The 15,268-nt window shown below is 56.0% G+C and carries 10 protein-coding genes; 6 read left to right on the forward strand and 4 right to left on the reverse strand.

From position 1 onward, the window contains the following. The first annotated feature begins 309 nt into the window (after positions 1-309). The 6 genes from mtnK to SK3146_RS11740 all read left to right on the forward strand — a co-directional run bounded on the left by mtnK (position 310) and on the right by SK3146_RS11740 (position 8,909). Positions 310-1,515, forward strand: coding sequence for an S-methyl-5-thioribose kinase (mtnK, locus tag SK3146_RS11715; protein WP_249865249.1), 1,206 nt, complete (start codon positions 310-312; stop codon positions 1,513-1,515). A 107-nt stretch (positions 1,516-1,622) separates the two neighbouring features. Then, positions 1,623-2,699 (forward strand): S-methyl-5-thioribose-1-phosphate isomerase, encoded by a 1,077-nt coding sequence (mtnA, locus tag SK3146_RS11720; RefSeq protein WP_249865250.1) that lies wholly within the window; start codon positions 1,623-1,625, stop codon positions 2,697-2,699. 241 nt (positions 2,700-2,940) lie between these two features. Next, positions 2,941-4,629 carry an efflux RND transporter periplasmic adaptor subunit gene (locus tag SK3146_RS11725; RefSeq protein ID WP_249865251.1) on the forward strand — a complete coding sequence of 563 codons (1,689 nt, stop codon included), beginning with the start codon at positions 2,941-2,943 and terminating at the stop codon, positions 4,627-4,629. Positions 4,630-4,656: 27 nt separating this feature from the next. Continuing rightward, a complete protein-coding gene (locus SK3146_RS11730) occupies positions 4,657-5,394 on the forward strand; it encodes an ABC transporter ATP-binding protein (RefSeq protein WP_249865252.1) in 738 nt (245 codons plus the stop codon). Then, entirely contained in the window at positions 5,391-6,572 is a 1,182-nt protein-coding gene (locus SK3146_RS11735; protein WP_249865253.1) for an ABC transporter permease, read from the forward strand. Before SK3146_RS11730 ends, SK3146_RS11735 begins: the two co-directional genes overlap by 4 nt. Positions 6,573-6,611: 39 nt before the next feature. Beyond that, complete coding sequence (locus SK3146_RS11740) at positions 6,612-8,909, forward strand: hypothetical protein (protein ID WP_249865254.1); 2,298 nt, start codon at positions 6,612-6,614, stop codon at positions 8,907-8,909. A gap of 117 nt (positions 8,910-9,026) precedes the next feature. Here the strand turns inward: SK3146_RS11740 and SK3146_RS11745 are convergent, their stop codons facing one another. The 4 genes from SK3146_RS11745 to SK3146_RS11760 form a co-directional block, all read right to left on the reverse strand. After that, complete coding sequence (locus SK3146_RS11745; protein ID WP_249865255.1) at positions 9,027-12,269, reverse strand: alpha-mannosidase; 3,243 nt, start codon at positions 12,267-12,269, stop codon at positions 9,027-9,029. Between the two features lie 188 nt (positions 12,270-12,457). Next, entirely contained in the window at positions 12,458-13,507 is a 1,050-nt protein-coding gene (locus SK3146_RS11750) for a LacI family DNA-binding transcriptional regulator (protein WP_249865256.1), read from the reverse strand. 59 nt (positions 13,508-13,566) lie between these two features. Next, positions 13,567-13,947: a protease complex subunit PrcB family protein gene (locus SK3146_RS11755; protein ID WP_249865257.1), complete on the reverse strand. Its 381-nt coding sequence runs from the start codon at positions 13,945-13,947 to the stop codon at positions 13,567-13,569. An 831-nt stretch (positions 13,948-14,778) separates the two neighbouring features. Continuing rightward, positions 14,779-15,216, reverse strand: coding sequence for a nucleotidyltransferase domain-containing protein (locus SK3146_RS11760; protein WP_249865258.1), 438 nt, complete (start codon positions 15,214-15,216; stop codon positions 14,779-14,781). Positions 15,217-15,268: the final 52 nt, after the last annotated feature.

Consider the following 15,268-nt stretch of genomic DNA (forward strand, 5'->3'; position numbering starts at 1 on the left):
CCGCTTGATCCAATCCCGTTATATCCAATGTAAACATCGCGTGTCATGACGGTATTAACCGGACATGAAGTTTTTGTTAAGTTTGGTATGAAACTAATGCGCTAAAAAGCGCGTCGTAATATCCAATTATTCCGATGTTATTTTACGAAATTTATCATGACGCACTCTATTCCCAGCGCGCACAATTTGCTATACTATGGGATGATCGTTTTTTACGGACTATGGCCTTGCCCGGTTTGCAGCGCGGTTATTCGGCATGCGAATCCCGAGCCCGATCGCCATTCGAAATTTAAGGAGGATTTATTGCCTATGTCTTCATATCACGCTTTGACTGAAGCCGAAGCCGTAGAATTCGCCCGGAGCCTTCCCGATCTGTTCACTCCCGGCAGCGAATTGACCAGCCGCGAAATCGGCGACGGCAACCTGAATCTGGTTTTCCACATCGTCGAGCCTTCCACCGGCAAAAGCATCATTCTCAAGCAGGCTCTTCCATACGCCAAGGTTGTAGGCGAATCATGGCCGCTGTCGCTCGACCGCGCCCGCATCGAGAGCGAAGCGCTGATGATCCAGGAATCGCTCTGCCCCGATCTCGTGCCTCATGTGTTCGTCTATGAGAAAGATTTGGCGCTGACGGTCATGGAAGACTTGAGCGATCATGTCATTATGCGCAGAGGATTGATCGAAGGCAACCGCTATCCGCTGTTCGCGGGCCATATCGGCCGCTTCCTGGCGCACACGCTGTTCTACACCTCGGACCTCGGGATGAACCAGCAGGAGAAAAAGCTGCGCGTGAAGCGGTTCATCAATCCCGACTTGTGTAAAATAACGGAGGATCTGATCTTCGACGATCCGTACCGGAACGCGGATACGAACGATGTGCCTCCCGCGATCCAGGACGCGGTGGAAGCGATCTGGAACGACAGCGAGCTGCATCTGGAAGTGGCGATATTGCGCAGCGGCTTCCTGACCAAAGCGCAGGCGCTTCTGCACGGCGATCTGCATACGGGAAGCATCTTCATCAAGCCGGATTCGACCAAGGTGATCGACCCCGAGTTCGCTTACTACGGACCGATGGGCTTCGATATCGGCGCCGTCTTCGCCAACCTGCTGCTTAATTTTGCCGCACAGGAAGGCTGGAGCAAGGATGAGGCGTCCCGCAAAGATTACCGCACCTATCTGACGGATACGATCCGCGATACGTGGAATGTATTCGAGCAGGAATTCAGGTCGCTGTGGAACGAGCACGGGGTCGACCGCGTGTCCAAGACGCCGGGCTATCAGGATTGGTATATGAGCCAGCTGCTGCAGGACGCCGTCGGCTATACCGGCAGCAAAACCGTTCGCCGCGTGCACGGCCTCGCTCAAGTGGCCGACATCAACAAGCTGGAGGATGCGGCGGCCAAGGAGCGCGCCCAGCGTATCGCGCTGCGCATCGGTACGACGCTGATCAAGCAGCACCGCAAGACCCAGTCGATCGAGGAATTAATCGATATCGCCTGGAAGGCCGTCCAATAAGCAAAAAGCGTTGCATTCGTTTACGATACGCAATCCGAGGACGGCGGGGCTCTCCGGCTAACGGCCGGCGGTCATCGCCAATCCCCTCTATAAGGAGATAACAGAACATGAGCACAACAGAACATACAGCTTCTGCGGATTGGCTGCAATCGGTCCGCTGGAATTCCGCGGAGAACCGCCTTGATCTGCTCGATCAGCGCCTTCTGCCCGACGAAATCGTCTACCTTGCCCTGACGACCTCCGAGCAGGTTTGGGACGCGATCAAGCAGCTCGCGGTACGCGGGGCGCCGGCCATCGGCATCTCGGCGGCCTACGGGGTGTATCTCGGCGTCCGCGATCATAGCGGCGGCCGGGACGAGCTGCTTGACGCTGCGGTCAAGCAATGCGATTATCTCGCCACGTCGCGCCCGACGGCGGTGAATCTGTTCTGGGCGCTGGATCGCATGAAACAGCGCGCCCGGGAGCTCGCTTCCGCCGGCACGGAGCCGGAAGCGCTGAAGCAGGCGCTGCTGGATGAAGCGAAGCTCATCCAGAGCGAAGACGAAGAGACGTGCCGCCTGATCGGCGAGCACGCGCTGTCCTTGTTCGAGGACGGCATGGGCCTCCTCACGCACTGCAACGCGGGCGGCCTCGCCACCGCCCGCTACGGCACGGCGCTTGCGCCGATGTACCTGGCGCAGGAGCGCGGCATACGCCTGAAGGTGTATGCCGACGAGACGCGCCCGGTGCTGCAGGGCGCGCGGCTGACGGCCTTCGAGCTGCAGCAGGCCGGCGTCGACGTGACGCTGATCTGCGACAATATGGCCGGCGCCGTCATGAGCAAAGGCTGGGTGCAGGCCGTCATCGTCGGCACCGACCGCGTCGCGGCTAACGGCGACGTCGCCAACAAGATCGGCACGTACAGCGTCGCCGTGCTCGCCAAAGCGCACGGCATTCCCGTCTACGTCGCCTGCCCGACTTCCACGATCGATATGAACACGCCGACCGGCGCGGACATTCCGATCGAGGAGCGGCACGAAGACGAGATTACGCAAGGCTTCGGCAAACGGACCGCGCCGCAGGGCATCAAGGTGTACAACCCGGCTTTCGACGTCACACCGAACGAATACGTGACGGCCATCATCACCGAGAAAGGCATCGTTCGCGCGCCGTATACCGAAAACCTGAAGAAGCTTTTTAACTAAGCAGCGTTAACCGCTAGTCGACACCGCTTATCCAATGGCGAAATACGGCCGGATTCCTTCAAAATAGGGGATTCCGGCCCTTTTTGTCGTCCGCACCCACATTTTACCGCCGGGTTCGACGACATTTTCCTTCTATCTTAATCTTGCATTAAGCTTGGCTTCACACTTCTTTCACAAAACGTTGCTAAAGTTAGTAAGCAGCAAGGCAGAAAAGCTGAAATGTCGGAAAGGAGAAGCAAGAATGGGATTACTGCGCAGTAAAAAATGGATAGCCGTTATCATCGGGCTAGCGCTTTGCGGTGGCGGTACATATTACTATTTGGACCATAAAAACACCAAAAAACCGGCTGCCAGCACCGAGGCTAAAACAGTGGAGATCAAGAAGGGCGCCATTACTTCCACCGTATCAGGAACTTCCCAATTCGAAGCGCGGGATGTCCAAAATATTATCGCCCCCGTAGACGGAACGATCAAGACGATGAACTTAACCCGGAACCAGCAGGTCAAAAAAGGGGACGTTCTGTTCGTCATCTCCGATCTTAGTCTGGAGGCGAATCTTCAGGAGGCGCAGGTCACGCTGCAGCAGCAGGAAAAAGATTTGGCCGATTTGAACGCACAGAAAAACAATCTGCAAATTTACGCTCCGATCAGCGGTCTCTTGACCTTGACATCCAACCTGGATACCGGCTCCAACGTAAACAAGAACGGCCGTATCGGATCGATTGCCGATAATTCCACCTTGAAAACCAAGCTTCCGTTCCTGCTTGAAGATGCCGTTCAACTGAAAAAAGGCGATGCGATCGATCTGACCGTTGACGGCTTTAATCTGACCAAGACGGCCGTTGTCGAGTCCGTAGGACAGCAGCCCAAAGGCGATGCCAGCGGCAACAAGCTGCTCGATGTGGAAATCACGGTGAAAAACGACGGTACGCTCGGCTCCGGCATGAACGTCAAAGGAAGCGTCACGCTGGGCGGCAGAAAAGCGCAATCGACGGATAAAGGAACGCTCGAATTTAACAATGAAGAAAGCATCCTGTCCGGCGCGAGCGGCATGATCAGCAATATCAATATCAAAACGGGCAACTACGTCAACAAGGGCGACCTGATCGCCTCGATTACGAACGATACGCTCGACAACGATATTTTGAACAAGCAGGCTTCCATCGACAGACAAAAAATTACGATCAACAACTATCAGGATAAATTGGATCAATTGACCGTAACCGCTCCGTTCGACGGCATCTTCTCTACGGATTTTGCCAACAAGAAATCGAATGTGCTGGCCAGCTACCCTGCCGGCTCGACCATTGAAGCGAACACGCAGCTCGGGGCCGTAGCGAATCTCGATTACATGCAGCTTCCGGTACAGGTCGACGAGCTCGATTTGCCTAACGTCAAGGTGGGCATGAAGGCTTCGGTCAAGGTCGATTCGATCTCAAACAAAGTATACGAGGGCGAAGTCAACCAAGTATCGACGGTCGGTACGACCACCAACGGGGTTACCTTCTTCGACGTCGGCATCTCGGTCAAAAACGACGACCAGCTGCGCAACGGCATGACGGCGACCGCCGAAATCATTACCCAGGATAAAAAGGACATCCTGCTTCTCCCGCTCGAGGCGCTTCAACAGCAGCAGGGCAAACGTTACGTGACGCTGGTGAACGCGGACGGAACGAAGGAAGAGAAGCATGAGATCAAGATCGGCATTCGCAACAAATTGTACGTCGAAGTGACCGACGGTCTGAAGGAAGGCGACAAGGTAGAGATTCCGGTAACGAAGAAATCGACCACGACTTCGCAAGCGGATATCGATAAAATACGCCAGCAATTCCAACAAGGCGGCGGCTTCCCTGGCACAGGCGGTGCAGGAGGCGCAGGCGGAGTTCAGTTTCAGCGAAGCGGATCTACCGGCGGCGGCGGCAACCGTTAAGCATCAGCATGGAAAGGAGGATCCCCTATGGAAGCTCTCATTGAATTGAAAGACATCACGAAGTCATACGAGCGAGGCGCGGAAAAGCTGCAAATCCTCAAAGGTGTATCAATGACGGTCACAACGGGCGATTTTGTGGCCATCGTCGGACCCAGCGGATCGGGGAAATCGACGCTGATGAATACGATCGGTCTGCTGGACATTCCTTCCTCCGGCTCCTACAAGCTGGACGGCGTAGCCACGGAGAAGATGAGCGACAACCAGTTAGCCGAGTTCAGAAATAAAAAGATCGGATTTATTTTTCAGCAGTTTAACCTGCTTCCGAAATTGAACGCGATCGAGAACGTAGAGCTGCCGATGATCTATGCCGGAATAAGTAAAAAAATACGGCGGGAAAAAGCGCAGGAAATGCTGGAGCTGCTCGGTATGGGCACTCGCGGTCATCATAAGCCGAGCGAGCTGTCCGGCGGCCAGCAGCAGCGCGTTGCAATCGCCAGAGCGCTGTCGATTTCGCCTTCGCTGCTTCTTGCGGATGAACCGACAGGAGCTTTGGATTCGAAGACCGGCAACGAAGTGCTGGAGCTGATGATCAACCTGAACAATCAAGGCAATACCATCGTGCTCATCACCCATGATAATCATATAGCGGAAAATGCACGGCGCGTCGTCTCCATTCGCGACGGGGAAATCGTCAGAGACGAACGGCTTCGCCCCCTTCTCTCGCAGCCTCCTGAACTGAGGCCCGCAGCAGAGGTGATGAGATGAGATTGTTTGAGCTTATTTATATGGCGATGCGCACCGTGGTCGGCAACCCGATGCGCACGCTGCTTACGATGCTGGGCGTGATCATCGGCGTCAGCTCGGTCGTGACCCTCGTTTCCATCGGTCAAGGCACTTCTGCGGCGATCGAAAAGCAATACGAAGCGCTCGGCACGAACCTGATCGTCGTTAACGTCATGGGCGTCGGACGCGCAACCCAGCTGGACTATAACGATTTGATGCAGCTGCAGCAGCTTCCGGAAATTGAGACGATCGCTCCGACGATTGTAAAAGGAAGCTCCAATATCAAATACGATCGTACCCAGGAGAAATATACAGTCGTCGGCACGAACGAAAACTACTTAAGCCTGATGAAGGGGGAAATCGCCTCAGGGCGGTTCATCTCTCCCGCGGACCTCGAGTTTCGCAATCAGATAGCGGTGCTCGGCTCGACGGTCGCGGAAAAATATTTCGGCAGACTGGACCCGGTCGGCGAAGACATTAACATCGACGGCGTCGTCTTCACCGTCGCCGGAGTAATTAAGGAGAAAGGCTCCAATATTAGCGGCGGCGTGTCTCTGGACGATTCCGTGTTCGTCCCTTTGATTACCGCCCAGCGGTCCTTCAAGCTCGGAAGCATCCGCACCACTTATCTGGAGGCGCCGACCAAGGAACAATTGTCGCAAGCGCAAGCAACTATTACGCAGTACTTGACGTATAAATTTAAAAGCGATTCCGGCTTCCAGGTACAAAACCAGGATGAACTGATGAAGGCTCGGGTCGCCGCTTCAAGCTCCCTGAACAATCAATTGATCAGCGTCGCCTGCATCTCGCTGCTCGTCGGCGGCATCGGCATTATGAACATCATGCTTGTCACCGTCAGCGAACGAACCCGGGAGATCGGCATACGCAAATCGATCGGAGCCAAGCGCCGCAATATTCTGATGCAATTTCTGATCGAAGCTACGGTCATCAGCGGACTCGGCGGCATTGTCGGTCTGCTGCTCGGATGCGGACTGTCGCTCGCCTGGCCTTATTTCAATCCCCAACAGGAGACTCAGCTGTCGTTCCAGGTCGGTCTGTATTCCTTCCTGTTCTCGGTCGGTGTCGGCATGATCTTCGGTCTGTATCCGGCCAACAAGGCATCCAAGCTCCGTCCGATCGACGCTCTTCGTACTGACTGACTAACGCTAGAGATAACGAAACATGGGAGGAGATTTCTGTTGAAACGCAAATCTAACAAACAATCGCTGCGGGCCCGGAGCACCGCGCTGCTCTGCACGCTTGCCGTCTGCACGACGCTGGTGGCCGGCCTGCCGACGGCTTCCGCCGGCAAACCGGGCGTGTTCATTGCAAACGATACTTACTTTACGCTAGAGAACGCTTCGTTCTCCGCGGGAGCGGATTCGTCCGCTCTGCAATTTTCCTTGAAGATGCATAACGGGAGCGGAAGCTCCATCGATTTCAACGGCTACGGCGTGCAAATCGTCGACAGCCAAGGCAACAGCTTCCCGGCCAAGCTGACAAGCAAGCAAAGCGCGCGCGTGAACGCGGGCCAAGACCAGCAGTTCAGCTTCGTGTCGCAAATGGGCAAAGGCGCGGATGCCAACGATCTGAAGGTGCATCTGTTCGCCTGGGATTCCGGTTCCCCTTCGTTTATGCGCAGCATCGGCGACCTGCCTGTCTCCAGCGCTACGCCGAGTGCGAGCGGCTTGAACCCGGCCCAGCTGATGATCGTCTCTCTGAAGGATGTCGATGCGGATTATTCCCAGGATGCGCTTGTAGCGATGCGCCTCGGTCAAAGCTATCCGGTGACGGAGAACGGCACGCAGTATTTGTATACGGACTTGTATGTGCGCAACGCCGGCTCGGCGAGCTTCCAGCTCCCTTCCGGCTTGCTGTTCCGGCTGAAAGGCCCGGATTCGCTTACTTACGGCACCTCCGTTGTCGGCGGATCGCAGGAAACGCTGCTGCCCGACAAGCTGACGAAGCTTCGGCTGCGCACGGCGGTTCCGGAATCGGCCGATATCGATCCGTTCGTGCTTGAAGCCGTGCATACGGATACGGCCGGCGAAACTATCCTGGGCAGCGTTCCTTTGTCCGGCACGACGGCGGCGGTGCCGCTCGGACAAGAGCAGCCTTACTCGTTGTACGGCACGGACAACGGTCTTAAGATCAAAGCCGAGCAATCGGTAGCCATCAAGCAAGCCGAAGGCGTACTGCTGCAAACGACGGTGAGCATCCATAACACCGGCTCGGCCACGGTCACCCTGCCGACGCTGACCGCTTCGTATCAGCTGGGCAAGGAAAGTCTGGACGCCGCCGTTCAGGACGTTTCCGTCCGCACCGGCTTCTTGACTCCGGATCAGACGGCCACGTATCAGTATTCGGTCGTTCTGCCGGACGGCATCGATCCGAATACGGTGAAGCTGGCCTTGAAGGAGGCGGCTTCGAGCACTTCGAGCAGTTCGTCTACCGGCTCTTCGTCCGGCTCAAGCTCCAGCAGCTCGAACAATTCCAGCAGTTCCGGCAGTTCGAACAGCTCTAGCGGCTCGAACTCGAATAGCTCCGGCAGCTCGAGCTCCTCGTCCGGAAGCGGAAGCTCGTCATCCGGCTCTTCGAGCTCGACGAGCTCAACGAAATCGAATACCGCCAGCTCCGGCAGTTCCAGCGCGGACAAATATCCGGTGATCTTGATCGATCTGAAGGGCATCCAGCAAACCGATAATGCCGGAGTGCAGGCGAAGCCTTACACCTTCGATACGCCGATGGTATTTGCGCCTAACGGCCTGATCGATAAAAACCTTGACGTCTCCCTCGTCGAGATGCATATGCACGAGAATGAAGAATTCGGTTATAAGACCGTCATAGCCAAGTACAAGCTGACAAATCGCGGCGCGAGCACGCTGACCCTTCCGGACATCGGCACCGAGCTGGTTAACAGCGAAGGACTTGCGTTCTCCGGCACGAAGCAATCGAATGCAGCCGAAACGATCATGCCGAATACGAGCTATGTCATCAGCTATTCGTATATGCTGCCGACTTCGGAAACAGGCCAGAATCTCGCCCTGAACATTATCGATCCTAAGACGGCCGCTCCGAACAAGCTGTCCATCGGCACCTATCAGGTCGCCGTGCAAAGAGAGTCGACCGATAACGTGATCAGCTTCTATCCGTTCAAAGTAACCTTCGATTCGTACGCTATCGCGTCTCTGTACGATTCCGGCTACGTATACCAATTGAAGCTGGGACTGACGGTCGATCGGATGGATTCGGTCATCGTGGATCAGAACTTCTCCAAGATGGAGTTCGAGCTCGTTAACGGGCAAGGCGTCGTCATGGGCTCTCAATCGTTCGGCTTCACAGGAGCTTCCAAACTGACGACCGGAGATCAGAAAATTACGTTCAGCAACCTGAAAACCGAACAGTTCGATAATGAGCTCACCATTAATGTATATGAAACGATCGAAACGCCGTCCGGCACGGTTCGCCGCCTGGTGAAGCAGCTCAAAGAAGATTAATCTGCTTTAGGACGGCAATAAGCCCCTCCTTCGGAACGCTTGAACTAAGCTTCCGGGGAGGGGCTTTTTTCACTTTACATTTGTATTATCCGTTAAGCTTCGCTGTACCGGACCGCTTTAGCGGGACAATTCCAGCAGCAGCGTTTTAATCTCATACGGCTTCAACTCCAGCAGGACCGCTCCGTCCTCCGCCTCCCGCTTATCCCCTGCCGGACGCTCCAACAGATCGCACTCCTGCCAGCTGCGGATCGTATAATCGCTTGCCAGCGCGACACGGCCCCGCTGCCCGGCGAATTCATGGAAGCGGATGACGACCCGCTCGTCATCTTCGGCTTTTTTGACCGCATCGACATGGACATGTCCGCCGTCAATGCGAAGCAAAGAACCGGGAGCCTGCACAGCCCCTTTACGGCCGATAAGCGGCGCATTCAAATCCCAAGCCTCCTGCACCGTTCCGCCTTCAAGCCAATCTCCCTGATGCGGGAGCAGCGAATAAGTGAATTCGTGACTTCCCTGGTCGGCCTGCGGGTCGGGCACCATCGCCGATTTCAGCAGTGTAAGCCGCATGACGTTATCTTTGATGTCGTACCCGTATTTACAATCGTTCAACAAGCTTACGCCATATCCCCGTTCCGACAGGTCCGCCCATTGATGGCCGACAACCTCGAATCGGGCAAAATCCCAGCTCGTGTTCCAATGCGTAGGTCGCTTGACGTTGCCGAACTGAATATCGTACGTCGCCTCGGTCGAACGGACCCGCACCGGGAATGCCGCTTTCAGCAGCTTGCGCCGCTCCTGCCAATCGACGACAGTACGGAAATCGATACGGCGGGAATGCGCATATACCGTCAGCTCCTGTTCCACCGTCGACGACCGGTAGCTCCATACGAAACGAATCGCGGCTCGAAGAGGCCCCAGCTCGGTTACCGCAACGGAACGCAGCTCGCGGATTTCCTCCATTTTCTCCGTATAAAATATATCGATGTCCCAAGCCTCATGACGTCCCTTTGGCTTATCCTCAAACACCTGCAGCACATTGCCCCGGGCCTCGTCTGCAAGTGCCTCTCGTCCCGCCGACGTGTCCCGAATGGACACAATCTGTCCCGCTTCGTTCCACTTCAGCTTATAGAACGGAGTGTCCATTCCGCCGTCATGAACTACAAACGGCGAAGCATCCGTACCGGAAGCAGGCGCCGCTGCCGAAGGCTTGAAATGAAGCCCGGCATACCCGAGAGACGGCGCTTCGCCGATCTGTACGAGCCATCCGGACGAAATTTTTTGGCTGGCCAAGCTCCGTCCCTGCGCATCCGTCCATTCGCCCTGCTCTGCCGCCGCGGCGCATTCCGGCTGCTCTGAGGCGATATGCGCAATCCCCCCTCGCGTCCAGCCCGCGCTGTTCCATACGGTGAAGACCGTAGGTTCCGCGGCCCGCAGCGCGCCCTCTTCAGAGCCCTGATGCAGCGGGCTGGACGCTGCGGCCCCATCCGGCGGCGTATTCACGGCGGCCAGCGCAGCTTCGGCTTCGCGGGCAGCTTGGCGCAGCAGCCGCTCCGCTTCCTCGTATTCGATTCGCGAATCTTCGTACACTTCATGAATCGAGGAGCCCGGAATAATGTCGTGGAACTGATTGCGCAGCACGATTTTCCACGCTGCCGTCAGCGCTTCGTGCGCATAGCGGGACCAGTCTCCGCTCTGCAGGCCGCCGAGCACGCCCATCCATTCCGCTTCGCGCGCGAGCAGCTCGAGCTTGCGGTTCATCTTCTTGTTATACGCCTGGCTTGTGTAAGTGCCGCGATGCAGCTCCAGGTACAGCTCGCCGTCCCAGGTATGAACGTATTCCTTCGTCTCGGCGACCGTCCAGTGCAGCCGTTCGAAATATTCGTCGGCGCGGCCCGTCGTCACATGAGGTATGCCCGGCAGAGTGCTTAGCCTTCTGCGCAGTTCCAGCATGTCCCGCGTGACGCCGCCTCCGCCGTCCCCGTAACCGTAAGAGAGCAGCAGCTCGCGGTTCACCGCCTTGTCGCGGTACGTCTCCCAAATACCGGCCACCGACCGGGCCGTCACTTCGCCGTTATATGTATACAGCCAGCCTCCCGCGTCATCCGGCGTTGTAATAAAATGCGTCAAAACTTCCGTCCCGTCGATCCCCCTCCAGCGGAACGTATCATGCGGCATCCGGTTATATTGATTCCAGCTGATCTTCGTCGTCATGAACGTATCGATCCCGGATTTGCGCAATATTTGCGGCAGCGCCCAGCTATAGCCGAAGACGTCCGGCAGCCATAAGTATTTGCAGTCTACGTCGAACTCCTCTTTTAAAAAACGAGTGCCATACAGCAGCTGGCGCACGAGCGACTCCCCCGACGTCAGATTGCAGTCCGCCTCCAGCCACATCCCGCCTCCGGCTTCCCAGCGCCCTTCGCGGACCCGTTCCTTGATCTGATCGTAAATGTCCGGGTAATCGTTCTTAATATACTCGTACAGCTGCGGCATCGTCTGCAAAAAAATATAATCCGGATACTTCTCCATCAGCCGCAGCACCGTAGAGAAAGAACGGGCCGCCTTCTCCCGCGTATGTTTGAGCCGCCACAGCCACGCCACGTCGATATGCGTATGGCCGATGCAGCGAACGGTGACCGGATGCTGCTTGGGCAGTGCGGCCAGCGCTTCGTTCAGCCGCTCCGCGGCGGCGGCCACGGAGGTATAGAACGGCTCGGAGCCGGGATGCGACCAATCGACGAGCAGCAGCGCCTGATCGACGGCGGACAGCAGCAGCGCCCGTTCGGGGGCATGCTCGTGCAGCTCCCGCACCGTCTCCAGCGCGGCCCGCGCGCTGTAATAGAGGTCGTCTGCGGCTTCGTCCAGCCAGCAGAGCTCTGCGCGCTCCAGCCGATGCTCCTGATCGGTATTCGGCCGATAGCCTCCGAGGCCCGACCAGAGCCGGAAGCATAGCTGCAGCGTAGAACCCGCTTGGCAGCCCTCGAAGAATACCTCCCGATGATTCGAATCGACGCCTTGATAAGGCTGCCCGTTCACATAGAGCAGCGATTCGAAGCCGGAATTGTTGCCTCCGCCCGTCCGGCCAAAGTCGAATCGGCCTACAATCATGCGCCCTTCCCATTCGAAAGGCACTCGAACCTCGGCCGCGAGCCACAAATAACGGTCTTGTCCCGCCCAGCGATCGCCCAATCTCATCACCGAAGCATCGGGATGAGCGCTCAACGGAAGCGCCGGGCGCGCGCCGACGGCCCCTTCCGGGTCTTCGAGACTCTCAAACACGGAGACGGGCTGCCTGTCGCGATAGCGAAACTCGGCCAGCTCCTTCACTCTTGCCGCCGTCTTTTCATATGTAAACCACATATCAAGCTCACTCCCTCTTAATTATAAAAGGCGATATAACACGTGTTATAATAAGTTGAAAAATAACGCCGAAGTCATTCGGGAAGCGGCTCGACGTTTCCCTGACCTACTCGATTGCGCCATCTCCCCTGTCCTGCTCCTTACAGCCTCTCCTGCGCTTCAGCCGTCCCAAGCCTTCGCGGCGCAATTCATCGCCCCCGCTCCGCAGCTTCGCCTACGCTGTCCCGCTCTTCCAGAACAGCCGGCACCCAGATGCCGCTCGTATCGTCCAGCGGTCTTTGTCCGCCGATGTATTCCAGCAGCCGCTTCGCGGCAAGCCGTCCCATCTCCCGATACGGAACCTCCGTCGACGTAATGGCCGGAAACATATGCTGGTTGATGCGCTCCGTGTTATCGGATGCCATCACATGCAGCTCCCGGCCGACTTGTATGCCGAGCAGCTGCGCGGCGCGGCATACATAGACTGCTCCGCGCGACCAATTGGTCAGTATCGCTGAACTCGCTCTATGCCGCTGCAGCCACTCCCGCCAGAACGGCTCGCGTTCCTTCCAAGGGCCATCCGCAGCGGTATATACTTGCGGCTCCCATCCCCGTTCCGCCATCCAGTCTTCATAGGCGTTACGGCGCTGCCGGTCGCCCCAGCCGAGAGGAGTCCCCTGATGATGCAGCTCCAAATAAGCGGGAATCTGCCTGGTGCGGGCCGCGATGTAATCTAGGGCCCGCCGCACGCTCTCTTCGTAATCCATCAATACGGAAGGAATTTCCTCGGTGTCCGGGTATCCTTCGACGGAAACATAAGGCAGGCGGTTTTCGTGAACGAGCTGCACCCAGCCTTCATGAACCTGATGCGGGCGGTCCAAGGCGACGACGCCGTCGATCCGGCGCTGCCGGAACAAATCGAGCAAGCCTTCGATACGCTGACTGTCGGAGCTTCCCGACGGATAGAGCAGCACATGGTAACCCCAAGCCGCGCAGGCCGCCTGTATCCCTTCCAGCACCTGCAGAAACAAGGGATTGGCGACGTTTCCGTATGCGGCCAGACACTGGCTTCGCCCCGTCTTCATCCCTCTGGCTTGGGCGTCCACCTGATAATTCAATTCGCGGATAGCTTCAAGCACGGCCTTGCGCTTCTCTTCTCCTACGCCGATTCCTCGCGTGCCGTTCAATACGGCCGATACGACGCTGCGCGATACGCCTGCTCTTTTGGCCACATCAAAGCTGGTCACTCTTTTCGTCATGTCATGCTACACCTCTTACCTTGAAAATAACACGTGTTATATAAAAAGGCAACCCTTTTTCAGCTCCACTTAAGCCGAATAGGGTAAGAAGTCTTTTTGATGCTGATCAGTAATTTCGGATTTTCTCTAACCGGTAAGGTGTTGGCGGTTTCAGGAGGCTGTTCTTTGACAGCTATCGTTATTTCATTATTCTTTTCTTCGAATGAAACGATTTTTATCGTATATCCGCCGCTGTTTTTGACTCCGCTAGTCATTAAAATAAACGTACGATCATTTACGTTAAATTGCCCAACCCCCTGTTGATCGCCTAACGTTTCGATTGCTATATTCAACTTGTTTTGCAGTTCCGGGTTGTTTGCGGCGGATTGAAAGCTGACGACCTCGTATGGGCCAGAGCAACTGTACAAAAACAAGGAAAATAGGGCAAACACTATGAACATCCTCATATGCATCCCCTAATTATTTTTTTATAACATTATAGCAGGTGATTGAGTCGTGGCCTACAGTCGATAGAAGTTTTCCACTCGCTGTTGTCCCTGGATTTCTTGAACGCTATCGCTTCTCCAAACTGTCCCTCCTGCTCCGATCGGACAGACTCTTAGAAGGGCCGTAAAAAAGTCCGCTGACGCGCCCGGAGCCGAGCATCGAACCGTTTCTAAGTTGTAACGGACACAGGAGAGCTAAATTCGCCGCAAACAGACGCTTTTTCAACGTAACGGACGTCATGGCGCTTACATAGCTCCGAATCGCTTTCTATGGAGGCTCTGCCAACCAATAGCTGCATCTGTGTCCGTTAGAATTCCAAAATGGCCGATAGGGTTGATATAATGGCCGCTGTGTCCGTTGTGAGTGTACTGCGCCGCTGAAGGGTTGCCTTCTGCGCAGGCGAAAGCCTCTTCCGATCGCTGCCCATCCCGAATTTCTTGAATAATTAGCCCTTCAATGGGTTAAATAATTCGGGAACAAAGGCAACCGCTGCGCTTCTCCAGATTGCCTTCGACTAGTGAAGTCTGCTTTTTCACCGGACTTTTAGAAAGGTGGTGATTGAGTCGTGGCCTGCGGTCGAAAGAGGTTTCCACTCGCTGTTGTAGCCGGATTCCTTTCATTTTAACCCCTCACGCGGGGAAAATCCGTCTACAAAGGCGACCGCTTACGCTGTTCCAACTCTCTACCGACTCTCCGGCCACTTTTTCACCGCTCTCTTAGAAGCGTGGTGAAAAAGTCCGCTGCGGCGTCCATTTGATCCTCCAATCGCTGTCGATAGCTTCGCTTTAAGACGACTGCCACAGTCTGATCATTTCCGCCTTCTCGAATCTCCCCAGCTTCCGGTACGCCTCCGCTTCATAGTCCGGCGACAAGACGGGAAGCCGCATATCCCCCGCTTGCACGATTCGCTTTATGGACGCGAGCGGAGGCGTCTTTTCCCACTGTCCGTCTACCAATTTTTCGATATCGCCCATTATTTCCACTTCGATGCCGTCAACGAGCAGCTTGCCGAAATGAGATCGTATCCGGCCGTTGGATGAATAGGCTACCGGCTTGGCGATATAGCTCGCAAACATGCGCTCCATTGCATAAGCTCCCGCTTCATCGGTTTGAATATCTATATCGTTGGGCTGTACAGGCAAGCCTTGATAAGCCAAGCCGGCACTGCCCGTCAAAGCCCAGTTCAGTTCCGTTGCGGCAAGCCGCGAATAAATAAATTGCACAACAGAGGCAATTGCAGATGAAACCACTCTCTCCCACCATCCTTTCTATTCC

The sequence above is a fragment of the Paenibacillus konkukensis genome, assembly GCF_023523925.1.
Taxonomy (GTDB): Bacteria; Bacillota; Bacilli; order Paenibacillales; family NBRC-103111; genus Paenibacillus_S; species Paenibacillus_S doosanensis.